Origin of the sequence: Paenibacillus sonchi (assembly GCF_016772475.1) — a bacterium.
GTDB lineage: Bacteria > Bacillota > Bacilli > Paenibacillales > Paenibacillaceae > Paenibacillus_AQ > Paenibacillus_AQ sonchi.
Genome location: NZ_CP068595.1, coordinates 4698890 through 4723358 on the forward strand (window position 1 = coordinate 4698890; position 24469 = coordinate 4723358).

The window sequence follows — 24469 nt, forward strand, 5'->3', positions numbered from 1 at the left end:
AAATTTACAAATCCACATTGCAGCCTCTTTATTAGAATAGGACGGTACTGCATATGTGGACTCTTAGCTCAGTTGGTAGAGCAGTTGACTCTTAATCAATTGGTCCAGGGTTCGAGTCCCTGAGAGTCCATCCTGAAGAAACGGCAGAAATGCCGTTTCTTTTTTTGCGTAGAATTTCTTGCCCGGGTAAACAAGTTTATAAACATAGTAAAACTTTCTACATCCATTATTCCTCAGCAATACTTACTGTGCCTCCAGATAAGCAATGCCAAGCGCCCCGGTTACAGGGTTGCGGTAAGTCTCGCAGGCCACATCGAATACCTGGCCGATTAATTCCTTCGTCAATATATCCTCAGGCTTCCCGCAGGCGGCCACTTGGCCTTTTTTCATCACATACAGATAGTCGCAGTATTCCGCAGCAAGGGTGAGATCATGGAGCGCAGCGAGAATGCCGATGTCAAGCTTTTTGACGATATTTAAAATTTGCAGCTGATATTTGATATCCAGATGATTGGTGGGTTCATCCAGAATCATGAATTCCGGCTGCTGGGCCAGAACCCGGGCGAGAATTACACGCTGCTTCTCTCCACCTGACAATGAATTATAGCTGCGGTCTGCATAACCTTCCAGATTGACCTTGTGCAGAGCCGACGAGACAATATTTGCATCCTCTTGATTGTCGGTCTCCAGCATCCCTTTATGCGGGGTTCTGCCCATCGCGACCATTTCCCGCACGGTGAAGTCAAAGCTCAGTTCGTTGAACTGGCCGACGACCCCCAGCTTTTGCGCCACGAGCCGGGGACTGGATTTCATCAGATTCATTTCAGACAGGGATACCTTGCCCTGGCTCGGTTTGATGACTTTATAAATGCTTTTGAGAAGAGTGGATTTCCCGCAGCCGTTCGGGCCGATGAGGCCGACGAATTGTTTGTTCCTGACCTTCAGCGAGACATCCTTTACGATATTCGCATTGGCGAAAGATACACTTAAGTGCTCAACATTCAAATTCATTAGTTTTTCCCTCCAAATGCGTAGCCTTTTTTGATCAGCATGTACATGAACATCGGGGCGCCAATCAAGGCGGTGATGATCCCGATCGGGAGCTCCACATTCGGTACAATCGTCCGAGCGATCACATCTGTCCAGATCAGGAAGATCGCACCGAACAGAATGGACGCAGGCAGCAGCCTCCGGTGATCGGAGCCTACCAGCCCTCTGACCAAATGGGGAATAATGAGCCCCACGAATCCGATCATGCCGCAGCTTGCCACCATCACCCCTGTTATCAGCGCGGTAATCAGCATATAGGCTTTGCGGAATACCCCAGATGAATCCCCAGAGTGACCGCAGCTTCATCCCCAAGCAGCATGGCGTTCAGAACCCTGAACTGCATCAGGAAAAAGAAAATGGCGGCTGCGACAGCTGCCGAGATCAGCGGCAGCTTATCCCAGCTGGCAGCAGCGAGGCTGCCCATCGTCCAGAAGGTAACAGTCTTAATGCCTTCCGCATTGTTGGCAAAGTAGACAATGAAGTTGGCAAAGGCCGTACATAAAGCATTAATAACCATGCCGGCCAGGACGAGTTTGACGGAGGTCATTTTGCCGCCTGCGCTGGCCAGAATCAAGACCAGAAGCGAAGCGCCGACCGCACCCGCGAAAGCCCAGAAGGCGACGCCTGTCTGGCCCAGCAGTCCCATAGAACCAAAGCCGATCAGGATGGCGAAGGTTGCTCCAAGCGATGCACCGGAAGAGATACCGAGTATGTATGGATCAGCGAGAGGGTTCTGTACGGCCGCCTGCATAATGGTTCCGCACAGCGTCAGCCCGGCACCAATGAACATGGCCATGAGAACGCGGGGAAAGCGGATTTTCCATATAATATCGACGAATGAACCGGAGGTCAGCTCCTGAATATCTCCGATTTGAATGCCCGTGATGTGGTGGAGCAGAATCCGGTACGATTGCGAAACGGGAATATCGACCTGTCCAAAGGAGACAGCCGCGCCCGCTGACAATATCGTAATAATCAGCAGAATGCCTATGATGGTCATAAAGCCATAACGGGTATGAATAATGGACTGCTTCGGTTCGGTTTGCGCTGATTCAGTTTGCATGGATTCAAAAGGCTCCTTAATCAATATGTTTAGTGTTTAATTTAGAATATAATTCATAATGAGAATGATTGTCAATGATAATTATTCTCATTGACAGACAGTCCAACTTTCTATATTCTACGTTTGTATCCCTTGCAGGACACCGTCTTGTCACAAATCATACAGGATACACAAATGTACATACAGAAAAGGGGACTTGGGCAATGAAGAAATCATTTAAAAGATATGTGCCGCTGCTGGCGGTTTTGGTAATGGCAGTTATGCTTGCAGCTTGTTCATCCGGTACGAAGAATGCGAATGAACCGGGGGAAGCGGCTGCACCTGCAAGCAGCGCTCCGGCCAGTACGCAGGAAGCTGCCCCAAGCACCAAGACGGTATATCCGCTAACTATTGAGAACTACACCAATAACGGTGAAGGAACGGAATGGAAGGCCAAGCCGCAAACCTTTGACAAGGCACCCGAAAAAGTGGTAGCCAATACCCAGGGAGCCGCTGAACTGCTGATCAAGCTGGGCTTGACCGACAAAATGGTCGGCGTTGCCGCCCTTTACGGTGCGGGCGATCCGGCGGTGCAGGAGGAATTCAAGAAGATTCCTGTCATCTCCAAGGAATATGCAAGTAAAGAGCTGGTTGTAGGCGCAAGTCCTGATCTCGTTCTGGGACGCAGTGACCTGTATGCGGATGCGGATTGGGGCAGCGGGACTGTAGAAGGATTGAACGAACTGGGCATCAAAACATTCGTGCAAAATACCAGTGTTAAGGGAGCCACACTCGACAGCTTGTACAAGGACATTGAACAGCTGGGGCAAATCTTTGATGTGCAGGAGAATGCAGCCGCCTATATCGCTGAATTGAAAGAGCGTGCACAATCATTACAGGATAAGGCTGCAGCCAGCGGGGAAAAGACCTTTGCTTATGTGTCGGATGGCGGCAACGGAGCAATTGCCGTATACAGCGGGAACACCGACACGTTTGCCGGAGATGTGCTTGGTCTGCTGGGACTCAAAAACAGCTTCGGTACGGTTACAGGAGAAATCAGCAAAGAACAGCTGATCGCAACTAACCCCGATGTCCTGCTGCTCTCGGTGTATACCGGAGGCGTGGACCCGGAGAAAACGCTGAAGGCTTTTTATGCCGATCCTTCCCTGCAAAGTCTGAAAGCTGTTAAGAACAAAACCATTTATACGATCGACTTCAACCAGTTCTGGGGGTACAGCTACTCCATCTTTGATGGGGCTGAGAAGCTGGTTTCTCAAATAACTGCTAACCAATAAGGGGAGTAAAGAAATCCGTATTTTAGAAGCAGATTGGGCCGTTATCCGTGTGACGGTCCGATCTGTTTTTTTGCGGCCAGCATGTCTATAAAATCTAGCGGAATTTTAATTTTGAATATTCAACTATAAAGATATAGAATATAGTAATTGAATTTGACAACAGCTTGGGGGAACAAAATAGTGGAACTTGGAATCAGCACTTTTGTCGAAACCACACCTGATGCATTCACGGGTGAAACGATGAGCCATGCGGAGCGGCTCCGTGAAGTAGTAGAAGAAATTGTGCTCGCGGATCAGGTGGGACTGGATGTATATGGTGTGGGGGAGCATCACCGTCCGGATTTTGCCGCATCCTCGCCTGCGGTAGTGATGGCTGCGGCGGCACCCCTGACCTCCCGAATCCGGTTGACCAGCGCGGTGATGATCCTGTCGTCCGCCGATCCGGTGCGCGTCTTTCAGGATTTTGCCACACTGGACAGTATATCGGACGGACGGGCTGAGATTATGGTGGGCCGTGGTTCGTTTACGGAGTCCTTTCCTTTATTCGGCTGCGATCTGAAAGACTATGAAACCTTATTCGAAGAGAAGCTGGATTTGCTGATGAAGCTTCAGCAGTCCGAAAGAGTGAGCTGGGAAGGCCGGCATAGACCTGCCATACATAACCTGGGAATTTATCCGCGTCCGGTGCAGCGGCCTTTGCCGGTATGGATTGCCAGTGCGGGAAGTCCTGAATCCGCAGTCCGTGCGGGAACACTAGGGCTGCCTTTTGCGCTGGCCATGATCGGACCGGTGCAGCCTCTGGAGTTTGCATCACAGGTCAGGCTCTATCAAGAAGCTGCTGCCCATGCAGGCCATGACAGCTCACGGCTGCCGGTTGCGGCGCATGCGCATGGATTTATTGCTGCGGATACCCGGAAGGCGATGGAACAATTTTTCCCGTCCACCTATGCGCGGACGAATGTTAGAGCCGTGGAGAAGGGGCTTCCGCCTTATCACCGTACGGATTACGATGCGGCATGCAGCTTGGACGGAGCTTTATATGTGGGGGACCCGGAACGTGTAGCGGATAAAATCATTCGTCTGCGCAAGCATGTAGGCGTTACGAGATTTCTGCTGCATGTTCCGCATGGCACGATGCCCCACGCCGAGGTGATGGAAGCGATCAGGCTGCTCGGCACCGAGGTGGCGCCCCGTGTCCGTGAGGAAGTAGCGCTTTGGGAGAAGACCAACCTGTAGGATACCTATGATACACAACTGTTGACAACCTGGGGAGGTGGAAGCTCTGATGAAAGAGCAAATGGCTGCCTGGAAACGGCAATGGCAGGAGCTGATTCAGGCACTTGAGCAAAAAGGTGCGGACACCCAATTCAACGCAGGTCCTCCTGCGGCGGAAAGCGGGCTTGCTGAAACGGAGTTGAGACTTGGAATCCGGCTGCCGCAGGAGCTGCGTACCCTGCTGAAAGAGGGGGCGGGTCAAGCTTATGTCTATTGGAATCTGCCAGACACAGCACTCCTTCCCTTTGAGGTGAGCGGAGAATTGGGCTGGGATGCGGACCGGCTGGATTTTTTTGTCCCTCCCGGCGAAGAAGATTCCGGGGAGACGCAGCGGTATCTCAGCTTTCATCCGGCAGGTAACGGGGATGAGCTGCTGCTGGATTTGCATAGCGCCTCTGGAACCGCAGTTGTGCATTGGGCCCACGAAACGGCGGAATATCTGTTCCTGGCACCGTCGATCACAGAGTTCATTGACAAGATTACGGCGCTGGGTTGTGTAGGTGCGGAGGAATGGCAGTATCCTGAATTTTGCGGTGAGGCCGGGTTGGACCCGGAGAAGCCCGCCAGCAGACAATGGATGGCCTGGTTGAATGAATATTTGACGTTGACTCTGGCGCAGGCACAGAAGGAGCTCCCTTTACTCCTTCGCTATGCAGAAATGTTCGGGATGGCTCAGGAGACCGCTGAAGCTTTTGGCCGGTATCATGCTGAAGAGGTGCTGCAGGCTTTTTTGGAACGGGCGGGGCAGGAGCGTGACAGCTCCAAAAAAGAAGCCATCCTTTGTCTTGCGGGGGATGCGCTTAAGGAAAAAGCAGCGGAATTCGTACGCTCACTCTGGTCAGGGACTTCGTCCCTTGCAGTAAGCCGGAGTACACTTGCTTATCTGTCTGCTCATTGCCTTCCGGAGGATGAGGGGTTGGAGCGTGTCTTCTGCTTGCTGGAGGGATTGGCGGAAACGCAACAGCTGAGCGGTTATCAAGCGAACTCGCTGCTGCAGGATTTTCACAGCCGCAGGGTGATTGGGTGGATGGAGGACAAGACCGCTTTTCCTTATGGCGGGTGGGATACACTATTTGTCCTCTCGCAGCCCGCGCCGTCTGACATTATACAATGGCTTGGCGGGAGTGACGTCCAGCGCCAGATCGTTATTGCTGCGTTTCCTGTTTTGTATGACAATACCGGGGCTACATTCTTTAGCGCTGCAGAATTGCGGCAGATCCGTAATCTGCTGGAACAGGCGCTGGATGAAGCTGTGCTGAAAAAGGAAAAGCAGGCTGTCCGCGATGCACTTGGGCGGCTGGCTTAAGCTTATTTGCTTCGCGCTATAAGTTATCCTTCTGTTTCCCGCTGAAACAGGCACCGTCCTTATAAGGACGGCATAGCCGTTTTTACTTGCAAGATAAGAATTTATATGTTTTGTGGGAACTGACTTCCCCCTTATTTAACTGTAATACATTGTGGAATAATGTGGATATCTTGGAAGCCTCACAGGAATATACGCGATGCAGGAGGATAGGGCTCCATCGGCGGACTGAAACGGACAGAGGAGCCCTTATTTTGCCAAAAATCTTACTTTTTCAGCAGTTACGGACTCAGGAGCCGTTAGATCGTTCGATGGAGCCAGGAATAAAGGGGAAAGGGACAAATAAGGGCATCTGAGTCCGTAGTCCTGCGGAATAGACGAATCTTCTATCCATAACGGCTCCCCTGTCCGTAACGGCTGCGGATCGATCGCGAAGGAATAGGGCGATCCGTCTTTACCGGCTTCCTCGCAGGTGCTAGTTGGAAAAAGGGAACTTATTTTTCCGAAAATTAAGAAGTTCTGAGAGTTAAGTGGAAAAAGTAAACCTAATCACCCATGGCCTGGCGGCCACCGTCGGTCATGAAAATCAGGTGAAGTCAGAGTGAATATTTGGTAAAATTGTGCCGTGGATCAGAGGTCGATTCAATATTGGTGAAACATCCCGAAACCTAATCTGACCCACTGCAACGACGAGGATCGCCGAGTGTTGCCATGAGCACGTGTATAAAATTTTATCTCTTTAGGTTGCATGATCCACGCATACTTTTGGCTTGGAGGTAGGGAATATGGATGCCATTCGTGAACGTTGTGCCGGGTTGGATATTCATCAGGAGACAGTGGTGGTTTGTCTGCTGAGTGGCCCCCTGGAGAAGAAACCCAGGTCCGTGACCGAGACGTTTGGAACCACAACCCGTGAGCTTTTGAGGTTACAGGAGTGGCTGGAGCAGCAGGGATGTACCGAGATTGCCATGGAAAGTACAGGGGTCTTTTGGAAACCCGTATGGAACATTCTGGAGAGCACCTGTACGATCACGCTGGCCAACCCGCATCGTATCCGCAATATGCCCGGGAAGAAGACTGACGTCAAGGATGCCGAGTGGATCGCCAAGCTCCACCGCTGCGGCTTGATTGAGGGAAGCTTTGTCCCGGACGAGCCCATCCGCGATTTGCGTGACCTTACCCGGTATCTGCGCAAACTTAAGCAAAACGCGACGCAAGAAAAGAACCGGATTCACAAAATTCTACAAGATGCCAACCTTAAACTGACCACGTATGTCTCCGATCTTTTTGGCGTTTCCGGGCGTGCGCTACTGGACTCGATGGTGAATGGCGAAGTGCTGGATGTGCATGAGGTCCGCAAGCTGGTTCATACCCGGCTGAAGATGAAGGTGCCTTCCCTTGTGGAGGCATTGAACGGCCGACTGCGCCTGCATCACCGGAAGATGATCCGGCGTCATTTGGAACATTTGCAGTATCTGGAGAGTGAAATCCAGACGTTGGAAGCTGAAATTGAGGAACTGGTGCAGCCATACATGAAGGAAATTGAACTGCTGGATACCGTTCCAGGCGTGAGCACCGATGCGGCGGCGAGCATCGTGGCGGAACTGGGTACCGACATGTCTCCTTTTCCAAGCGAAGCCCACCTGGCCTCTTGGGTGGGGGTGTGTCCAGCCAACCATGAGAGTGCCGGTAAAAAAAAGTAAAAAGAACAAACGCGGGAACCGAGGTCTGAAAGCCGTACTCGTCCAGTGTGCTTGGGCGGCGAGTAAGTCCAAGAATAATCGGCTTTCCGCCATGTACAGCCGGATCGTGAAACGGGCAGGAAAACAGAAAGCCATCATCGCATTAGCCCATGCGATGATCCGAATCATGTATGTGATGCTTCGGGATAAAGTCCCCTATACAGAGCTCGGGACGGAATATCTGAACACCCCAGAGCAGACCGCAAACTACCTGATTAAAAAACTTCAAAAGCTAGGCTACCAAGTGGAACTGACACCTACCACATGATAACCACTTTTTAAAAAAATGAAGTTCCGATTTAGGGAATCTTTAAAGCGAAATTCACTTTCGAGCTGTGAAGCGGAAAAGTTATTTTCGTATAAATTGGGCTACATTTCTTGAACAATGGTGAAATGAGCTGAATTAGTGTCCCTTTTTGCACTTCATCTGCCCAAGGGTAGGGTACTTCGGCAAATTAGGTAACCTTTTTCCACTTCAAGAGTTGCCGTAGGATTCATGGGGAGTCGTTCTCCCGGCAACGCTAGAACCAACCAAGACGGCTGCGCTGTCCCGTGGAGGACGGCACAGCCGTTTTTACTTGCAAAATTGTCAATTGCATGTCTTGTCCATAACAAGATGTCGCTTACAGCCCTGGGATGGTATGATAGGAAGTGGGGTGAATATGATAATGAACAATAAGTCAACGACTGACGAAGCAACGAATGAAGTACAAACAGGCGAAGAAGCAACCAGCACACAGCAAACCATGACTGAAGAGCAGATGGCTGAGCTTGTAAAGGCGGTTCACCATAATGGTATCGTGGCCCTTAAGATGCATTTCAATGAAGTTCAGGGCCAAGTGATGAACATGGAGGTTTATGGCCCGGTATTTGTATTTCATGTATTGGATGAAGCGAAGGATGTCTATTCCTGCGGATTTTTCCTCCATGAACTGGTCACGAGATTCCAGACGAACAACAGTCCGAATGTCTGGATGGCTTCGTTTTTCATCGACTTGATGAAGGTTAAGGGGGGCAAACCCCTCACACCGCCTCCAACCAGTGAAGAAGAAGCCAAGGCGATGATCGATAACGTGCTGGTGCCGCATTGTATTGAAGCCGTGCGTGAAGAATTTGCACCCGAGCAGGTTCATGCCGGGCTCGCCTGGAATGAAACCCATGGTCCGGTGTTTGAAGCCGGATTTCCGGCGGTTACCGAAGGCAATAACGTATGCGCTATTCCGCTGCATATGCTGTTAATCCATCTGCAGCTGAACCGCGATCCGTCCGAGCTGCTGCTTCAAGGCTTGTACAACATCCGGAAAGAACATGGCATGGAGTAAGCCATTCTGTTTTTTACCGTAAATAATGCCGAAACAGACCTCTTCCAGTATAAGGTAGAGGTCTGTTTTTTTGAAATATAAGGTTACTCTCTTGCCGGGACGGTGTATGCATTCCTGTTCGCGGCTTAGGAAATTCGGCAAAGCGGAAGAGGAGCTTATGGAATAACAGGAATATTATGGGTGGCGGATATATACAATGCAAAGAGAGGCGTTACGAAAGCGGTTGCGGCAGCGGGGGACATTTTGCGGGAGGAACGAAACTGGTTGGGGATACGGAGCTCCAAACGGCGGAAATACTAAACCTGCAACTGCAGGCTGGTTAATGTGGAAGCCATACATATGCAAGACAGTCGGGTTTCAAGTGCACGTCCGCGCGGCGTGTATTGAAATAGTTGTAACATTCGAGGAGGAATAAGATGTTGAAAAGAGGTAAAATGCTTAGCTTGCTGGTGATGTTTGCACTCCTGATTACGTTGTTTCCCTCAGGCAATGCGCACGCGGCTACGAATTGGAATCTGGCATGGAGCGACGAATTCGACGGTACATCCCTGAACACATCCAACTGGACTGCCGAAATCGGTACCGGAAACAGCGGATGGGGGAATAATGAGCTGCAATATTACACCAACCGTCCGCAGAATCTGCAGGTCACAGGCGGCAATCTCGTGATTACGGCATTGAAGGAGTCCTACAACGGCAGCAGCTATACCTCTGCACGTATAAAAACACAAGGCAAGAAGAGCTTTACTTACGGGAAAATCGAAGCCAGAATCAAGCTCCCTTCAGGTCAGGGGTTATGGCCGGCTTTTTGGATGCTGGGAACCAATATTGACGTACCCGGCGTGGGCTGGCCCAAATGCGGGGAAACGGATATTATGGAACGTGTGAATAACAATGCTTTTGTCAACGGAACGGTGCACTGGGATGCGAACGGCCAGGCCGATTACGGGCAGATATCCGGAACTCTGGACTTCTCCCAGTATCATGTGTACAGCATTGAGTGGGACGCGAAATATATCCGCTGGTTTGTGGATGGCAATCAGTTTAATGAGTTTTATATTGAAAACGGGACCGGAAATACAGAGGAATTCCAGAAGCCGTCGTTCCTTCTGCTGAATCTGGCCGTTGGAGGCAACTGGCCTGGAAGTCCCAATGCCGCTACTCCTTTCCCGGCCCAAATGCTGGTTGACTATGTGCGTGTCTATCAGGCCTCCAATGCGCCGAACATCGTGAGCGGCGGAGCATCACAGATGCAGGCGGGGGCTACTACAAGCTGATCTCCTAAGCAAGCGGTTTGGCCGTGGATGTATCGGGCTCTTCGACGGCAGATGGGGCTGCGGTCCAGCAATGGACTAACGGAAGCGACGCCCAGAAGTGGGTTCTGACCAAGGTGAACTAGCACCCAGCGGATGAATGAGGATCTTGTCTTAAGAAAAAAACACACCGCATGGTGTGTTTTTTTGAAATATAAGAATTTATATGCTTCACGCTATAAATTATCCTTTTATTTCTCGCTGAAACGGGTACCTGAAAGCGATACTCTGTATCGCTGCTTCGGAAGCATAGGCTCCTAATAAGGACGGCGTAGCCGTTTCTACTTGCCTGGCGGCTGGAAGTTAGGCATGGGAATCCAGGCGGCTCAGGCTTTTGCTTTTCTCGGCCAGATAAAATATGAGCTTGAAATAAGGAGATCAATCCCAACTACAATGGTCCATACCTTCAGGATGCTAAAGAGCGCTTCCGTACGGGCCGGGTCGTCGATCCAGATCATGAGTCCGTACAGAATCCCGGCCCCAAGCAGAAAAGCAAGCAAATGCTTCAGCCAGCTTTTGAAATAATGTCTGGCATGTTCCATACCGTAGCGTTTGACTGGCGGGGACCCCTGCTTGGTTACATAATAGCGGAAGCGTTCGTCTGCCCAGCTGATCATGCTTTTGCCGAACACAATAGATACGGAAATATAGATGGCTGCAACTGCATGAGCCGTAGTGGCGGAAGCGCCGTTGTACAAATCGATGCCGGCAATGATTAACAGAAACAGATCCAGAACCGGAGTCAGGGCGAGGAAGAACAGTCCCAGCTTCTGGCGTTTGAATAGATAACGTGCTGAAAAACCGGCAAGAATAACAACCCAGAATAAGACCTCACAGGCGACAATCGCCCAGGCAACGAAATTCATAATCCACCCCTAATGTCTAATTTATACGCTTAATACATGAAATTATAGCAGCAAATTTTAAATAATACAATTGTATTATTAAATTGCGCGAGAAGTTTTAAGTGTGCTACAATAGGGCTATGCCAAAAATTGTGGATCATTCGGAGCGAAAATCGCATATTGCAGAAGCGACCTGGCGCGTCATCATGAATCAGGGAATGAAAGGGGCGACCGTACGGAATATTGCGCAGGAAGCAGGAGTTTCTCTTGGGGCCTTGCGCCATTATTTCTCTACACAGCATGAGCTGCTTGCTTTTGCCATGAATCTGGTCAAGGACCGGGCCCAAGCCAGGATTGACACTGTCCTGCAACTTGATTTGCCGCCCAAGGAGCAGGTGACCAGGGTGCTGATGGAGCTGATTCCTCTAGATGACAGTACCATGGCTGAGATGGAGGTATGGTTCGCTTTTGTTTTTCATCTGAAATATACGGATGAGGAGTATGACGGGCTGAACGATAATATTTATCTGGGCATACACAAGATGGTCGAATTTCTGGATGAGCAGGGAATATTGAAAGAAGACCTGGATAGGGACGTGGAAGCTGAAAGGCTGTACGCATTGGTTGACGGACTGGCCCTGCATGCAATGCTGGAGCCTGAGCGCCTGGATAAGCAGCGGATTATCCGCGTGCTGACTGGTCATTTGGATTCCATAAGCAAGGGGTAAGAACGGGATAACAGAGAGGAGCCGGTTATGGAACCTGTTAAGATCACCTATGAGTCCATCGACGATTATATTACCCAAGCCCCCCCGGAAATCCGCGAGAAGCTTGAAGCGGTAAGGAAGGTAATTCATGAAGCGGCGCCGGAGGCTAAAGAGAAAATAAGCTACCAGATGCCGACCTTCTTCCTGCACGGGAATCTGGTGCATTTCGCGGCTTTCAAGAAACATATCGGATTGTATCCGGCCCCCAGCGGGATTGAGGCTTTTCAGGAGGAGCTGGCGCAGTATAAGGGAGCCAAAGGGTCTGTGCAGTTTCCGCTGGATAAGCCGCTGCCGCTTGATTTGATCAGCCGGATCGTGAAATTCAGAGCGGCGGAAAACCGGGAAAAGGCAGCGGCAAAGGCCAAGAAATGAACGTGACAGTAAGGCAAAAGAATAAACGCGGCCGCAAAGGCGAAGGAATTCCCGCGTCCGCATACAAAAAAGGAGCCCGCTTATGCGGGTTCCTTTTTGTATAGTGGCCCTTTTTCCACTAGGAATGGCTGCCCTTTGCCAGCCGGAGCCTCCGGGGCAGCCATCCTTAAGCTTACAGCTGCTTGTCGTCTACGCTGTTCAGCCAGTTTTCAATATCGCCGATCACGGAACGGATGCTGCCATCCTCGAAGGGGGATTTCAGTCCGGCTAGCTCGACCAGCTGGAGGAAAGACAGGCTTCCGCCGGCCTGGCAAAGCTGCAGATAATCGGCCCAGGCCGATGTGAAATCCTCGTTCGACCGCTTCCAGAACTGGAAGGCGCAGAGCTGGGCTAGCGTATAGTCTATATAGTAGAACGGGGAGCGGAAAATATGGGCTTGTTTTTGCCAGAATCCGCCCTGCTCCAGATAAGTGTTGTCTTCATAGTCGCGCAGTGGCAGATACTTTTTCTCGATTTCACGCCAGGCCTGCTTGCGCTCGGCAGGTGTCGCATCCGGATTGGCATAGACAAAATGTTGAAATTCATCTACGGAAACGCCGTATGGGATGAACTGCAGACTGTCACCCAGATGGTTGAAACGGTACTTGGCGGCGTCCTCTTCAAAGAACAAATCCATCCAGGGCCAGGCGAAAAACTCCATGCTCATCGAGTGGATTTCGGCGGCCTCATAGGTTGGAAAAGCGTATTCGGGCACATGAATATGGCGGCTCTGATACACCTGGAATGCGTGTCCCACCTCATGAGTCAGCACATCGATATCCCCGGAGGTTCCATTGAAATTAGAGAAAATGAAAGGCGCCTCATACAAGCTGAGGTAGGTACAGTAGCCGCCGCCCTGCTTGCCTTTTTTGCTGACGAGATCCATCAGTTCATTCTCCAGCATGAAGCCGAAAAATTCATCGGTTTCGGGAGACAGCTCTTTGTACATTTTGGCGCCATTCGCAATAATCCAGTCGGGATCACCCTTCGGCGTCGCGTTTCCGTTGTTGAAATTCAGGCTTTCATCGTAATATTTCAACTGCTCCAGGCCCAGGCGGGCCGCCTGGCGTTCCTTCAGCTTCCGGGAGACCGGAACGATATAATCCTGCACCTGCTTGCGGAAATTGGCGACCATTTCGGCATTGTAGTCGGTACGCAGCATCCGGTCGTAGCCAAGCTCAACGAAGCTGTTGTAGCCGAGTTTTTTGGCGATGCCGGTACGGACCTTGACCAGCTCGTCAAAAATCCGGTCAAACTCAGCCTCATGCTCGGCCATGAATTGATACCGGGCCTCCGAAGCGCGCTTGCGCATCCCGCGGTCTGTCGACAGCTCGAACGGTGCGAGCTGCGGCAGGGTGCGCTCCTCACCCTCAAACGGAATTTTCGCCGAAGCAATAATCTGGCTATATTCGGTGGAGAGCTTATTCTCCAGCTGCAAGTCTTCAATAATCTCCGGACTGAACGTCCGTAATGAAATTTCGGCAATCTGTAGCAGCTGTGTGCCCCATTCTTGTTCGAATTCGCCTCTGAACCTGGACTGCACAAGTGCCCGGTAGAAGTCGGTTATATACTCCTGAATAACGGGTCCCGCTTCATCCATGTACTCTTGCTCAGCTTTGTAGAATTCATCTTCTGTGTTGATCGAGTGTCTGATGCTGACCAGGGTTGCCATCGTATCAAATTCATTCCGCAGCTTGTTGAACTCGCTAAAAGCCGCTCTCTGCTCCTCCAGACTATCGGCGCTAAGACCTTTCAAAAGCTCGGCATAGCGTACCTTCAGCTTGGCAACATCCGGACGTTCATACCGGTATTCGCTAAATTTCATGAATTCATCAACATCCTTTCGGGTAGCTTTCCTAAACATTTCGATTTTATTATATTATCTGAAAGAGTTTTAAGCACTATGTAAAAGGAAACTCGAGAGTTATAGAGGCATTAGCGCTTGTTAATCCATCCGGCTCTTTGTATATTGGTACTATTCTGTATCACGGTTTGTCCATACAAGGGAGGAGCAAGGATGAAATACGCATCAAGCAGTCCTGAAGGTTATATCAGCCAGTTGCCGGAGGAACGGAGGGAAGCCGTAACGAAGCTTAGACAGACGATTAAGGTCAACCTGCCTGAGGGGTTCCAGGAAACCATGTCCTACGGAATGATCAACTATGTAGTTCCCCATCAGCTCTATGCGCCGGGCTATCATGTTCATCCGGAGCAGCCGCTTCCCTTTGTCAGTATAGCCTCGCAGAAGAATTTTATTGCACTCTACCATATGGGGATGTATATGTTCCCTGAACTGCTGACATGGTTCAAAGCGGAGTATCCGAAACATGTCCAGACCAAGCTGGATATGGGTAAATCCTGTGTCCGGTTCAAAAAAGTAAACAGTCTTCCCTATGATCTCATCGCTGAACTATGCAGGAAGGTTACTGTGGAAGAATATATTCAGTTGTACGAGAAAGTAACAGGCAGACACTAAGCCAGACCATCTAATCCATAGGATGCCGCTTCAGGTGCACGATTGTAATGCGGCAATCCGCGCGGGCAAAAACTTTTTTCATACAAACTGGGCATACCGCTGCTTCACCTGCCACATTACAATAAAGGAAATATGATGTTAGGGAGATGAGTGCATATGGGGACCCAATATAGAGCCTATACACATGACGACCTGATGAAGGTGAGCCGGTTTCTTTCACATGTCCATTCAAGGCTGAACCGGCCGAACAGCTGGACGATTGCCCGTTTTCAGTTCGAGATTTTTTTCTACCAGTTGAGGGCGGGCTTACTTCCCGGGTGGGAACAAAATATCGGGCTGTGGGAGCACGACAATGGTGAACTGGCTGCTGTCGTCTGCAGGGATGGGGATTTCTATTTCCAATTGGATACGGACCAGCCGGAGGAGGAGCTGCTGCGTGAGATGTTCGAATTCATTGAAAAGAAGTCTGCGCCCGGTGCCGTGAAGCTGGCAGTTCCGAAGGTAATGACAAAGCTGGAAGAGGCGGCTCAGAGCAGAGGCTATGTGCTTCTCCCGAATGAAAGTGATAATTTTGTCTCTATCCGGCTGGAGAAGGAGATGAAGGTGGTTATCCCTGAGGGTTTCTCGCTTCAATGCGGGGAAGAGGTATCGGATCAGGCGAAAGCGCAGGGGCATATCATGGCCTTTAACTATCCGGGGACTGCTCATGCGGAGAAGATGCTGCAGTTATACGGGGGAATCCGCCAAGCCCCAGGCTACTGTCCCGAACTCGACTTGTCTCTGGTTAACGGGCAGGGGGAGGTCGTGGCGTTCTGCAATGCTTTTGTGGACGAGGTGAACCGGATCGGGATTCTTGAACCTGTGGGAACCCATGCGGATTATCGGCTGAGGGGGCTCGGCCAGACGGTAATCTATGAAGCTCTGAACCGCCTGCGGTCGCTCGGTATGGTTAAGGTATATACAGGTCCTATGCAGCCGTTTTACCAGCGTATCGGTTTTGAGATGGATGTGGAGTTCGGGGTGTGGGGTCTTGGAGAAGTTGATTACTAGTTTGACTGCACTTTGTGCAATAGAATGCGGGTTCTGCCCGAATTACATAGAGATTCGCACCGGTATCAGCCCGGCAGCTGGGTTGGATTTTAGGTTGGATTTTAGCTTGGATTCTGGATCGGTATCAGCATCGGGTATTGACTCTCCTCTTAGGGGAGCCTGTAAACTCGTCAAGGAAAGGAGGAAACAGAGTGCTGTACACAGTAAAAGAGGTAGCCGTATTGTCCGGAACTACGGTGAAAACCCTGCATCATTATCACAAAACAGGTCTGCTGGTGCCGGCAGAGATCAGTGAAGCCGGGTACCGGCTGTACGGGATGGCGGAGCTGGAGCGCTTGCAGCAAATTATGCTCTATAAGGAGCTTGACTTCACGCTTGAGCAGATCGGGCAGCTGCTGAAGGAGGAACCGGACCGCTTATCCATACTTGTGGAGCAGGAACAGCTTCTGCTGCTGCGCAGACAAAGGATCGATACGATTATTGAGACCTTGCGGAAATCGGTAACAAGCAGAGAAAGAGGCGAACCCATGAAAGATACGGAAATGTTCAAAGGACTGGCGAGTGAGCAAGAATGGAAAGCGGCCCTGCAGGAGCAGGGAGATCACTTAAAGGAAACGTACGATTATGACCTCTTAGCTGACGGTGCTCCGATAGATGTTCAGCACATGAACGATATGGCAGCGGAAGGCGCAGCGTTTATGACGGCTATGGCAGACGCTTTGCGGTCGGGAGTTAAGGCAGGAGATGTGAGCACGGCGGAGTTAATCCGCAAGCATCTGGATTTTTTGGGACAGCACGGGCATCCGGCATCTGCTGCGGATTTTGCAGCGCAGAACCGTTTTTTTCTCGGCGATGACTTCCATCTCCGCATGCTTGAAGGGCAGCAGACCGGACTGGCGTACTATCTGAGCGCGGCAGCAGATGCGTTTGCGGCGCAGCAGCAATAGGCTAGTGCAGAGCAAGTAGGTAGTGTGTGCAGTACAAGCGGCTAGTGCGCAGAGCAAGTAGGTAGTGTGCAAAGCAAACGGCAAGTATGCAGAGCAAGAGGGGGCCACAGTTTCTGTGGTCCCCTCTTGCTGTTTGTTATGTCTGAAGCTGGTTGAATCTGGCCTGCAGCCATGCTGCTGATTGTTTCATGTAAGCCAGTTGATCAGCAGCATCAAAATGCTCAATGGCTGCCGTGTTCTTGTACCCGATAGCCTCCAGCCGGTCCAAAATCTCTTCAATCGGAATGCAGCCGGAACCGACAGGAGAAGGGAACAGCCGGGTCCCGTTAGTGCTGATCTTCGGAACTTCACCAGGGTGTTCTTCGAGTGAGCGGTCTTTGCAGTGAACATGAACGATTCTCGATTTCAGCTTCTCGAAGGCTTCCAGTGCATCTTCGCCCCGGTAGATGAAATTCCCTGTATCGAAGGTGATGCCAAGCTTCGGAACCTCATTCAGGAACCATAGCAATTCTCCGGAAGTGGAAAATGGCGCCCGGCTGTCATCGAAATCTTCCAGGGTGACAATCAGCCCTTTGCGCCCGGCATACTCGCTCATTTCCCTGAGTGCCGCAGCCATGTGCCGCAGCGAGCGTTCCCGCAGCTCCTGGTCTGCCGGCCCGTCGATGAAGCCGGGAATCACAAGAACTTTGCCCGCACCCAAAAATGCAGCCGTATCAATGAATGTAAGGCCGGGCCGGACATCAGGAGCATTGCCGAAATCAAAAAAAGCGTACATGGAAGCTACGGAAATTCCGGCTTGCTCCAGCAGTTTTTTCATAGCCTCAGGGCTTGGCTGCACCTCATCCAGATCCAGCTCTACAGCCTGAATGCCATATCCGCGCGCCAGACCCAGCACCTCCGGCAGCGGCAGTCCCGTTTGTTTGCTTGCAGTCACTATATGGTTGTAAAACACAGAAATTTGCATCCTGAGCTCCTTTCATTCTGTGAGATTCTGCAATCGCTTCCTTGATTAGTATAGGGGATATCCGGCAGGGGTTCCACTGGAATTCCGCGGGGAGGACAGGCGTCCTTTTTTGATTCATCAGAAAGGATATATTAGGATCAACGCAAAGTACATGGATCATTCCATGCAAAGGCCAAGAATCATTATACAAGGGAGAGAACACATTTGAATACAACAAAGCTCAGTTTTATCGGTGCAGGATTTCATGCATCTATGAATATTTACCCGTCGGCCATCCAAGCGGGTGCAGAAATTGTTGCGGTTGCGACCCGGAATCTGGAGCGTTCCAGAGCTGCACTCCAGCGGTTCGGCAGCAGCGGCATACCTTACAGCGACTACCGGAAAATGCTGCAGGATACAGAATGCGATGGAGTCGTGGTAGTCGCACAGCCACAGGATCAAACCGCCCTGGTGCTGGATTGTATCCATGCCGGAAAAAATGTCTATGTGGACAAGCCGCTTGGCTGGAATGGTCCTGAAGCGCTTCAGGTTGCAGATGCAGCCGAGCAAGCCGGAGTGGTGCTGATGGTGGGATTCATGAAGCGTTATGCCCCCGTCTACTTGAAGCTGAAGGAGCTGATTGCGGGAGGAACGCTGGGCACAGCCCGTTCTTTCCAGGCCCTCTTCGCAGTGGACAGCACGCCTTTCTGCAAAGATGAAGAGCAGTTCTTGAAGCTTGCCGCCATTCATATTGTGGATTTATTGCGTTTTTTGTTCGGTGAAGCCGTGCAAATCTCGGGGTTCACGAACAATGACAATGAACGGATCGCCCAGAGCATTTCGCTGAAATTCGCCAATGGCGTCGTGGGCAGTGTCTATTTTGCCGGAATGAGCGCATGGTCCAGAGAAAGCGAAAGCCTGACAGTTACCTTCGACCACGGTTTTGTCTGTGCGGATGAAGTCGTGAAGCTGTCGGTTCACCATTCGCTGGCGGGCAGCGGACTGCCCTGGCAATCGCTTGCGGAGCAGGATGTGGTGTTCACCCCATCCGCATCTGCGATGTCCGGCGGCTACAGAGATCTGTATCTGCGGGGCTTCGTCGGCGAAATGGCGCATTTCATGAAATGCTGCCGTGAAGGGATGACGCCTGTCTCCAGCGGCCGGGATAATGTGAGAACCATGGAGCTGTGCGATGCCATATTGTCTGCTTTGATGTAGTAATCACCCACAACGTGCCGCTTATTTGGCTTCGGGACTGTAGATCCGTATTTCTGAAATTTAAGCAAATCCGAAACTTGCTTCTATTCTACGGCAAATAAAAAAGCCGCCTCACTGCAGCCCGCCCGGTAAATCTCAGGCAGTAATGCAGTAAAACGGCGTGTACTTCACGTCATCTATAGTTCATTAAATATCATTTATGAGTTCATCAGATCTGTATCTTGGATCGGAGTTTGAGTCCCCGCGTATGGCCTTTTTTGGACCCACGATAATTGCATAATACTACAGCGGAAAGTATAAGTCTATATTTTTTTTGGTTTCTCTCTATACTTATGAGTATTCTCATCAGGAAAAGAGGGGCAATATGATTGTTAATCGAAGTGAAACGGATGAAAAAGTATATTTGCAGAAAGTAGCAGCAAGGCTACAGAACGCGTTGGAAGCAGCAGACAGGCGTATACACTCAGCCGGGGAAGAGATTCTTGCGGCCAAAAAATACCTCTGGGCGAACTCCGCGCAGATCGATCCTGCGGAACGGGCAGCCAACAAAGTTGAGATTTCCTTGAGCATTGATCATGGTGAACAAGCAGTAGTCAAGCGGGACAGGCTGCGGAAGCTGCTTCAGACACCTTATTTTGGCAGAGTTGATTTCCTGGAAGACCATCATCCGGAAGCCTTGGCCTGCTACATCGGGGTGCATGCTTTTGCCGAAGAAGACAGTCAGGAGAATGTAATCTATGACTGGCGTTCTCCCATCGCAAGCATGTTCTATGATTTCAATGCCGGCAAGGCCGGCTATTCCGCACCTTCCGGAGAGGTGGCCGGGGAAATCACGCTAAAAAGACAATACAGCATCAAAAACAGTGAGCTGGAATATATGATCGAAAGCTCTATGAACATCAATGACGATGTGCTGCAAAAGGAGCTCAGCCAGACCTCGGACGAGAAAATGAAAAATATTGTCGCCACCATCCAAAAGGAGCAAAATGTGATCATCCGCAATGAATCCGCCCATGAGCTGATCATCCAGGGTGTTGCCGGGTCGGGTAAAACCTCTGTTGCCCTGCACCGTGTGGCTTATCTGCTGTACCGTTATAAGGAAACCTTAACCTCGCAAAATATCCTGATTATCTCTCCGAATAAAGTGTTCTCCGATTATATTTCGAATGTCCTGCCGGAGCTGGGTGAAGAGAAAATCAGGGAACTCAGCTTCGATGAGCTTGCTTCTGCAGAGCTTGCAGGAATATGCGGTTTCCAGACCTTTAACCAGCAGGTGGCAGAGCTGGCCGGTTCGGTGGATGACTCCGTAATTGAACGGATCGGATACAAGGCGGATATGGATTTTGTTCAAGCGCTGGAGAGCTACATTCTGCACATTAGCGAAGCCTATTTTATTCCTGCGGGGATCTGTGTTGCTCAGGTGCAGATTCCCGCAGAAGAAGTGCAGAGCGCCTATCAGTCCGCACGCAGTCTGCCGGTTAGACAAAGGCTGGAGAAGACGGCATCGATCCTGTCAGGCCGGACCCGGGATGAGAACGGGCGGAGCTTACCTTCAGCCACAGCCAATAAAATCAAAACCGCTGTCAAAAAAATGTTCAAATCGCTTAATATGCTTACTCTCTATAAGGATTTCTACGGGCATACCGGCAGGCCGGAGCTGTTCAAGCCGAAAAAGGCAAAGCTGCTGGAATTCTGCGACGTCTTTCCCTGGTCTATCTGAAGCTTCGAATGGAAGGAACCGCAGGCTTTGATTCTGTAAAACATCTTTTGGTGGATGAAATGCAGGACTATACTGCCATCCAATACAAAGTTTTATCACTTCTTTTTAAATGCAAAAAGACGATACTCGGCGACAGCAGCCAATCCGTGAACCCGTATTCTTCTTCATCAATCTCGGAGATCAAACAGGTTTTTCCCGGAGCCGATACGGTTGAATTGCTGAATAGCTACCGCTCCACCCTCGAAATTATTCATTTTGCCCAGAAAATTAATCATAACAGCCGGATCGTTCCGGTCGAACGCCATGGTGAACCTCCGGTAATCATCGGTGCAGAGACGCCTGAAGGAGAATTGTCGCAGATCAACAGGCTGATCGCGAGCTTCCGCGAATCGGGGCATCATTCCCTGGGGGTGGTCTGCAAGACACAGGAGCAGGCGCAAAGTTTGTACGAAGTTGTAAAAAGGGTCCACAAGGATATAGCTCTGCTGGATTTCAGCAGTGACAGATTCCATGAGGGGATTATGATCACCTCCGCACATATGGCTAAGGGGCTGGAGTTCGATCAGGTGATTATCCCTTTTTGTGATGCAGTGAATTATAGGACAGAGCTTGACCGGAATATGCTCTATATTGCCTGTACCAGAGCGATGCACGGGCTTGCGTTAACTTTTTGCGGTGAAGCCTCCGGATGGTTATAGCCATCCTGCCCTGCTTATACAGCAGCTTAATGTCCTCCGGGTGCAGCTTGCGCAAAGCCCCTTGAAGATGCAGTTTTACAAAAATATACTGGGATTGTAAGCAGAAGCGCGGGAGGGACGCTCATGAAAATCACCATTGAGAGCATACCGGAAGATAGCGAGCCTGAGATTATTTTAAGGTGCAATGATCCGGATGAAGCGGTGCTGAAGCTGCTATATTCGATTCAAGCCATGGCGGCTTCCAGGAAGCTGATCGGGATGACCGATCTTCAAATGCATATCATCGATCCGGATGAGGTGTATTATTTCGAGGCGGTGGACCACAAAGTTTTTATCTATTGTGCCGAGAAGGTGTATGAATCCAGGCTGAAGCTGTATGAGATTGAGCTGGCTTATGCGCACAGGGATTTTTTTAGAGCCTCGAAGTCGACTGTCCTGAATATTGCCAAAATTAAGTCCGTCAGCCCGCTCCTTTATGGCAGATTCGAAGCTTTGCTGCACAATGGCGAAAAGGTCATCATTTCCCGGCAATATGTTCCTGTGCTCAGGCAAAAACTAGGACTCTGAGGAGGCTCCATCATGAAAACCGGTAAATTTGTATCCCATATTGTGAAGGATTGGTTTGCGGTGTGTGGATGTGTAACCATTCTGGTGGCCATTGTGCAGTTTTTGAGTTCAACCGGTTCTGTAAAAGCATCGATCCTGTGGCAGATTATTGTGGCGGCTTCGGCATTTACGTGCTTCAAATATGCTTTGGTGAGCACACCCGGGCTTGGTAAAAAAGCGCAAACGTTCTGCTTTTATATCTGTTTTTTGCTTGCCGATGTTTTTGTGATCGTGTGGCTGTGGCTTTTCAGCTCCGGTCCGTTTAGAGAAAATGAGCGCTTTCTCCCTTTTCTGATTACCAGCCTTGTGATCAAAGGAATGGTATACACGATGCTGCATATTGACGGCCAGAAGGAAGCCAAACGGCTGAATGAGAAGCTGGGCGAATATCAGAAGGGAGGCAAGGCATAAACCAAAAAATAAGCCTGGAAATTTATCTGCAAAAAATATGCAAATCTGCCCGGGGCAGGTAGTTAATCATCTCTTTCCAAGCAGAAACCGCATATTGACCTCCCCGCTGCCTGCGGTATTCGGCTTCAGGCCTAGGCGGAAAGCATTTTTTTTCAGTCTGGCCTTTACCTGGCGGGGCGTGAGCGAAGGACAGCTCTGCAGCAGCTGGGCGGCGGCCCCGGAGACGATAGGAGTAGAGACACTGGTGCCTGACAGCACGAAATATTGTTTGCCGATCCGCAGGTACGGGGAATTCCGGGACAGCTGGGAGCCGGGGGCGCGAAGTGAAATGACGGATTCTCCCGGGGCTACAAGATCCGGTTTAATTTTCCCGCAAGGTGTTGGACCCCGGCTGGAGTAGAAAGTAATGCGGTCATCTTTTTGCGTGAGGGTCCGGCGGTCATCTACAGCTCCAACCGTAACCGCCGCAGGGCTGATGCCCGGTGACTCAATCGTCTTGCGGCCGGGGCCGCTGTTGCCTGCGGCGATTACAACGGTAAGTCCGGCCCGGACGGCTTTTTCAACAGCCTGGCAGAGCAGATCGTCCCTGCAGGATGTGCTTATAGATCCGCCGAACGACATGGACAGAATGCGCAGCTTTAACCGTTTCTTCTCCGCAATACACCATTCTATGCCTTTTATAATCGTAGAGTCATAGCCATCTCCGTTGATATCCAGCACTTTAACGCCTACTATGCCTGCTTCAGGTGCAGGTCCTCTGTACTTTCCTTTGCTGCTCCAGCCGTTGCCGGCTGCATCCCCGGCAATATGTGTGCCATGGCCGTTATCGTCATAAGGACGTTTCCGGTGGTTGACGAAATCCTTGAAGGCTAAGATACGGTTCACGGGACGGACCAGATCGGGGTGGGGGAATACTCCGGTGTCGAGTACGGCGATATTGATGCCTTTTCCGGTAAGTCCCCGCTTGCTTTGAACAGCTGCCGCACCAATGGAAGGAGTGGCAATATCCAGCGATATGGATTTGATATGATCCAGATGTACCTTATGAACACCTTCCCAGCAGCACAGCCGTTTCAGACAATTCACGGAGACATGGGAGGAAAGGGAGTTAAGCATAGGAATACGGTGTTTAATAGCAAAACTATGTGCGCCTAGATGCTTGTGTAAGGCCAACATTCTGCTTGGGGTTATCTTGTGTTTGAATTGAACAATAACAGGCAGCGCCGCTGATGACTTGGCCGAATGATATGTTTTACGAATTTCGGCCCTCAGCGGACGGTTCATTTTGGAAGCATACTGCTTCAACCACAGTTTTTCGCGCATGGCTATCGCCCCACCTCTCCGATACAGGGTATGCGCGAAAAGGCACAATGGGTACATATCTATAATTCTAAGACACTACCACATTTCTCGATTGATAGGCATTAACGGTTTCGCTGCGCGTATAAATTGCATCTACTACTGTATCCTATCAGAAAGTGGTGAAGCAAATGAAAGCTCCTGACAAAAAAGCAATAATGGCAAAAAAAGCATTACTGGCCAAAAAAGCAATGATGGCCCGCAAGGCGAAGGCTACTCCGGTGAGAAGAAGACGCAGAATCAGACAAACCTTTGACAGATTCGTAGTGCTGGCTACAGACTTGAATAATGTGCCAAAGGATTCCACCGGCTGGACAGCTTCCTTGACTAGCGGTGCAACAGTGGTAACTGCCGATTTTGACGAATTTGGTGTCGTTCGGTTCCCTACGATCAGCACGCTGACAACGGTATCTTATATCCTGAGAATCAGAGATTCAGCCGGCAATCAATTAGTACAAAGAAACATCCCGCCCAACCGCGAGTTTTATGTAGCCAGATTCTAATCCCGATAAAAGAGTGAATCCAAAAAGCGCGTACCCTTGACGGTATGCGCTTTTTGGAGTTGTTGCTCAAATCATATGAATGTCCGGGATGGCTATCCCCGGGAATAGTAGTTTGTGAAACATCAGCCATGTTTTATATTTCCAGCCGCCATGATATGGTATAAAAAGAAATT

General features: G+C 50.4%; 24 protein-coding genes, 1 tRNA gene and 1 pseudogene. 20 read left to right on the forward strand and 6 right to left on the reverse strand.

What is annotated here, in order from left to right; genetic code table 11:
• Window positions 1-57: 57 nt before the first annotated feature.
• Window positions 58-130 (forward strand) — tRNA-Lys (locus JI735_RS20780).
• A gap of 113 nt (window positions 131-243) precedes the next feature.
• Here JI735_RS20780 and JI735_RS20785 read toward each other — a convergent pair.
• Window positions 244-1011 (reverse strand): ABC transporter ATP-binding protein, encoded by a 768-nt coding sequence (locus JI735_RS20785; protein ID WP_039834266.1) that lies wholly within the window; start codon window positions 1009-1011, stop codon window positions 244-246.
• A pseudogene (locus JI735_RS20790) lies at window positions 1011-2113 on the reverse strand (FecCD family ABC transporter permease). Before JI735_RS20790 ends, JI735_RS20785 begins: the two are co-directional and overlap by 1 nt.
• Before the next feature lie 203 nt (window positions 2114-2316).
• Here JI735_RS20790 and JI735_RS20795 point away from each other — a divergent pair.
• The 8 genes from JI735_RS20795 (at window position 2317) to JI735_RS36125 (ending at window position 10428) form a co-directional block, all read left to right on the forward strand.
• Entirely contained in the window at window positions 2317-3387 is a 1071-nt protein-coding gene (locus JI735_RS20795) for an ABC transporter substrate-binding protein (RefSeq protein ID WP_039834268.1), read from the forward strand.
• Window positions 3388-3567: 180 nt separating this feature from the next.
• Window positions 3568-4623 (forward strand): Atu2307/SP_0267 family LLM class monooxygenase, encoded by a 1056-nt coding sequence (locus tag JI735_RS20800; protein ID WP_039834269.1) that lies wholly within the window; start codon window positions 3568-3570, stop codon window positions 4621-4623.
• A 49-nt stretch (window positions 4624-4672) separates the two neighbouring features.
• Window positions 4673-5968 carry an SMI1/KNR4 family protein gene (locus JI735_RS20805; RefSeq protein ID WP_039834270.1) on the forward strand — a complete coding sequence of 432 codons (1296 nt, stop codon included), beginning with the start codon at window positions 4673-4675 and terminating at the stop codon, window positions 5966-5968.
• Between the two features lie 782 nt (window positions 5969-6750).
• Entirely contained in the window at window positions 6751-7668 is a 918-nt protein-coding gene (locus tag JI735_RS20810) for an IS110 family RNA-guided transposase (protein ID WP_411829937.1), read from the forward strand.
• Between the two features lie 91 nt (window positions 7669-7759).
• On the forward strand, window positions 7760-7975 hold the full coding sequence (locus JI735_RS36120; RefSeq protein WP_233182827.1) for a hypothetical protein: 216 nt from the start codon (window positions 7760-7762) through the stop codon (window positions 7973-7975).
• Between the two features lie 400 nt (window positions 7976-8375).
• Complete coding sequence (locus tag JI735_RS20815) at window positions 8376-9029, forward strand: hypothetical protein (RefSeq protein WP_051052126.1); 654 nt, start codon at window positions 8376-8378, stop codon at window positions 9027-9029.
• A 416-nt stretch (window positions 9030-9445) separates the two neighbouring features.
• Window positions 9446-10306 carry a glycoside hydrolase family 16 protein gene (locus JI735_RS20820; RefSeq protein WP_083886877.1) on the forward strand — a complete coding sequence of 287 codons (861 nt, stop codon included), beginning with the start codon at window positions 9446-9448 and terminating at the stop codon, window positions 10304-10306.
• Window positions 10307-10329: 23 nt separating this feature from the next.
• Window positions 10330-10428, forward strand: coding sequence for an RICIN domain-containing protein (locus tag JI735_RS36125; protein WP_233475989.1), 99 nt, complete (start codon window positions 10330-10332; stop codon window positions 10426-10428).
• Window positions 10429-10668: 240 nt separating this feature from the next.
• On the opposite strand, the gene JI735_RS20825 is transcribed toward JI735_RS36125, so the two are convergent.
• A complete protein-coding gene (locus JI735_RS20825) occupies window positions 10669-11208 on the reverse strand; it encodes a hypothetical protein (protein WP_039837932.1) in 540 nt (179 codons plus the stop codon).
• A gap of 119 nt (window positions 11209-11327) precedes the next feature.
• Here JI735_RS20825 and JI735_RS20830 point away from each other — a divergent pair, with 119 nt between their 5' ends.
• Window positions 11328-11915 (forward strand): TetR/AcrR family transcriptional regulator, encoded by a 588-nt coding sequence (locus tag JI735_RS20830; RefSeq protein ID WP_039837933.1) that lies wholly within the window; start codon window positions 11328-11330, stop codon window positions 11913-11915.
• A gap of 27 nt (window positions 11916-11942) precedes the next feature.
• Window positions 11943-12326 carry an iron chaperone gene (locus tag JI735_RS20835; protein WP_039837934.1) on the forward strand — a complete coding sequence of 128 codons (384 nt, stop codon included), beginning with the start codon at window positions 11943-11945 and terminating at the stop codon, window positions 12324-12326.
• 172 nt (window positions 12327-12498) lie between these two features.
• Here the strand turns inward: JI735_RS20835 and JI735_RS20840 are convergent, their stop codons facing one another.
• Window positions 12499-14190, reverse strand: a complete 1692-nt coding sequence (locus JI735_RS20840; RefSeq protein WP_039837935.1) for a M3 family oligoendopeptidase — start codon at window positions 14188-14190, stop codon at window positions 12499-12501.
• Window positions 14191-14382: 192 nt separating this feature from the next.
• Here JI735_RS20840 and JI735_RS20845 point away from each other — a divergent pair, with 192 nt between their 5' ends.
• From JI735_RS20845 to JI735_RS20855, 3 genes are all read left to right on the forward strand, one after another.
• Complete coding sequence (locus JI735_RS20845; RefSeq protein WP_039837936.1) at window positions 14383-14841, forward strand: DUF1801 domain-containing protein; 459 nt, start codon at window positions 14383-14385, stop codon at window positions 14839-14841.
• A 156-nt stretch (window positions 14842-14997) separates the two neighbouring features.
• Window positions 14998-15891 (forward strand): GNAT family N-acetyltransferase, encoded by an 894-nt coding sequence (locus JI735_RS20850; protein ID WP_039837937.1) that lies wholly within the window; start codon window positions 14998-15000, stop codon window positions 15889-15891.
• Between the two features lie 191 nt (window positions 15892-16082).
• On the forward strand, window positions 16083-16838 hold the full coding sequence (locus JI735_RS20855; RefSeq protein WP_039837938.1) for a MerR family transcriptional regulator: 756 nt from the start codon (window positions 16083-16085) through the stop codon (window positions 16836-16838).
• 136 nt (window positions 16839-16974) lie between these two features.
• Here the strand turns inward: JI735_RS20855 and JI735_RS20860 are convergent, their stop codons facing one another.
• Window positions 16975-17772, reverse strand: a complete 798-nt coding sequence (locus JI735_RS20860; protein ID WP_233475990.1) for a sugar phosphate isomerase/epimerase family protein — start codon at window positions 17770-17772, stop codon at window positions 16975-16977.
• A gap of 234 nt (window positions 17773-18006) precedes the next feature.
• Between JI735_RS20860 and JI735_RS20865 the strand changes: the two genes are divergently transcribed.
• The 5 genes from JI735_RS20865 (at window position 18007) to JI735_RS20880 (ending at window position 22434) form a co-directional block, all read left to right on the forward strand.
• Window positions 18007-18999 carry a Gfo/Idh/MocA family protein gene (locus JI735_RS20865; RefSeq protein ID WP_039837941.1) on the forward strand — a complete coding sequence of 331 codons (993 nt, stop codon included), beginning with the start codon at window positions 18007-18009 and terminating at the stop codon, window positions 18997-18999.
• Between the two features lie 364 nt (window positions 19000-19363).
• Complete coding sequence (locus JI735_RS20870; protein ID WP_325175523.1) at window positions 19364-20719, forward strand: HelD family protein; 1356 nt, start codon at window positions 19364-19366, stop codon at window positions 20717-20719.
• Between the two features lie 8 nt (window positions 20720-20727).
• Complete coding sequence (locus JI735_RS37410; RefSeq protein ID WP_325175524.1) at window positions 20728-21417, forward strand: 3'-5' exonuclease; 690 nt, start codon at window positions 20728-20730, stop codon at window positions 21415-21417.
• Between the two features lie 123 nt (window positions 21418-21540).
• Window positions 21541-21984 carry a LytTR family DNA-binding domain-containing protein gene (locus JI735_RS20875; protein ID WP_039837942.1) on the forward strand — a complete coding sequence of 148 codons (444 nt, stop codon included), beginning with the start codon at window positions 21541-21543 and terminating at the stop codon, window positions 21982-21984.
• A gap of 12 nt (window positions 21985-21996) precedes the next feature.
• Window positions 21997-22434 carry a hypothetical protein gene (locus tag JI735_RS20880; RefSeq protein WP_039837943.1) on the forward strand — a complete coding sequence of 146 codons (438 nt, stop codon included), beginning with the start codon at window positions 21997-21999 and terminating at the stop codon, window positions 22432-22434.
• 66 nt (window positions 22435-22500) lie between these two features.
• Here the strand turns inward: JI735_RS20880 and JI735_RS20885 are convergent, their stop codons facing one another.
• On the reverse strand, window positions 22501-23757 hold the full coding sequence (locus JI735_RS20885; protein WP_051052128.1) for a S8 family peptidase: 1257 nt from the start codon (window positions 23755-23757) through the stop codon (window positions 22501-22503).
• A 194-nt stretch (window positions 23758-23951) separates the two neighbouring features.
• Here JI735_RS20885 and JI735_RS20890 point away from each other — a divergent pair, with 194 nt between their 5' ends.
• Window positions 23952-24296, forward strand: coding sequence for a hypothetical protein (locus JI735_RS20890; protein ID WP_202676383.1), 345 nt, complete (start codon window positions 23952-23954; stop codon window positions 24294-24296).
• Window positions 24297-24469: the final 173 nt, after the last annotated feature.

Coding starts and splice junctions, on each gene's coding strand:
- JI735_RS20880 (WP_039837943.1), top strand. CDS start 21,997: ATGAAAACCGGTAAATTTGTATCCCATATTGTGAAGGATTGGTTTGCG.
- JI735_RS20830 (WP_039837933.1), top strand. CDS start 11,328: ATGCCAAAAATTGTGGATCATTCGGAGCGAAAATCGCATATTGCAGAA.
- JI735_RS20820 (WP_083886877.1), top strand. CDS start 9,446: ATGTTGAAAAGAGGTAAAATGCTTAGCTTGCTGGTGATGTTTGCACTC.
- JI735_RS20795 (WP_039834268.1), top strand. CDS start 2,317: ATGAAGAAATCATTTAAAAGATATGTGCCGCTGCTGGCGGTTTTGGTA.
- JI735_RS20810 (WP_411829937.1), top strand. CDS start 6,751: ATGGATGCCATTCGTGAACGTTGTGCCGGGTTGGATATTCATCAGGAG.
- JI735_RS20875 (WP_039837942.1), top strand. CDS start 21,541: ATGAAAATCACCATTGAGAGCATACCGGAAGATAGCGAGCCTGAGATT.
- JI735_RS20815 (WP_051052126.1), top strand. CDS start 8,376: ATGAACAATAAGTCAACGACTGACGAAGCAACGAATGAAGTACAAACA.
- JI735_RS20845 (WP_039837936.1), top strand. CDS start 14,383: ATGAAATACGCATCAAGCAGTCCTGAAGGTTATATCAGCCAGTTGCCG.
- JI735_RS20785 (WP_039834266.1), bottom strand. CDS start 1,011: ATGAATTTGAATGTTGAGCACTTAAGTGTATCTTTCGCCAATGCGAAT.
- JI735_RS20885 (WP_051052128.1), bottom strand. CDS start 23,757: ATGCGCGAAAAACTGTGGTTGAAGCAGTATGCTTCCAAAATGAACCGT.
- JI735_RS36120 (WP_233182827.1), top strand. CDS start 7,760: ATGTACAGCCGGATCGTGAAACGGGCAGGAAAACAGAAAGCCATCATC.
- JI735_RS20840 (WP_039837935.1), bottom strand. CDS start 14,190: ATGAAATTTAGCGAATACCGGTATGAACGTCCGGATGTTGCCAAGCTG.
- JI735_RS20805 (WP_039834270.1), top strand. CDS start 4,673: ATGAAAGAGCAAATGGCTGCCTGGAAACGGCAATGGCAGGAGCTGATT.
- JI735_RS20890 (WP_202676383.1), top strand. CDS start 23,952: ATGGCAAAAAAAGCATTACTGGCCAAAAAAGCAATGATGGCCCGCAAG.
- JI735_RS37410 (WP_325175524.1), top strand. CDS start 20,728: ATGGAAGGAACCGCAGGCTTTGATTCTGTAAAACATCTTTTGGTGGAT.
- JI735_RS20870 (WP_325175523.1), top strand. CDS start 19,364: ATGATTGTTAATCGAAGTGAAACGGATGAAAAAGTATATTTGCAGAAA.
- JI735_RS20825 (WP_039837932.1), bottom strand. CDS start 11,208: ATGAATTTCGTTGCCTGGGCGATTGTCGCCTGTGAGGTCTTATTCTGG.
- JI735_RS20850 (WP_039837937.1), top strand. CDS start 14,998: ATGGGGACCCAATATAGAGCCTATACACATGACGACCTGATGAAGGTG.
- JI735_RS20835 (WP_039837934.1), top strand. CDS start 11,943: ATGGAACCTGTTAAGATCACCTATGAGTCCATCGACGATTATATTACC.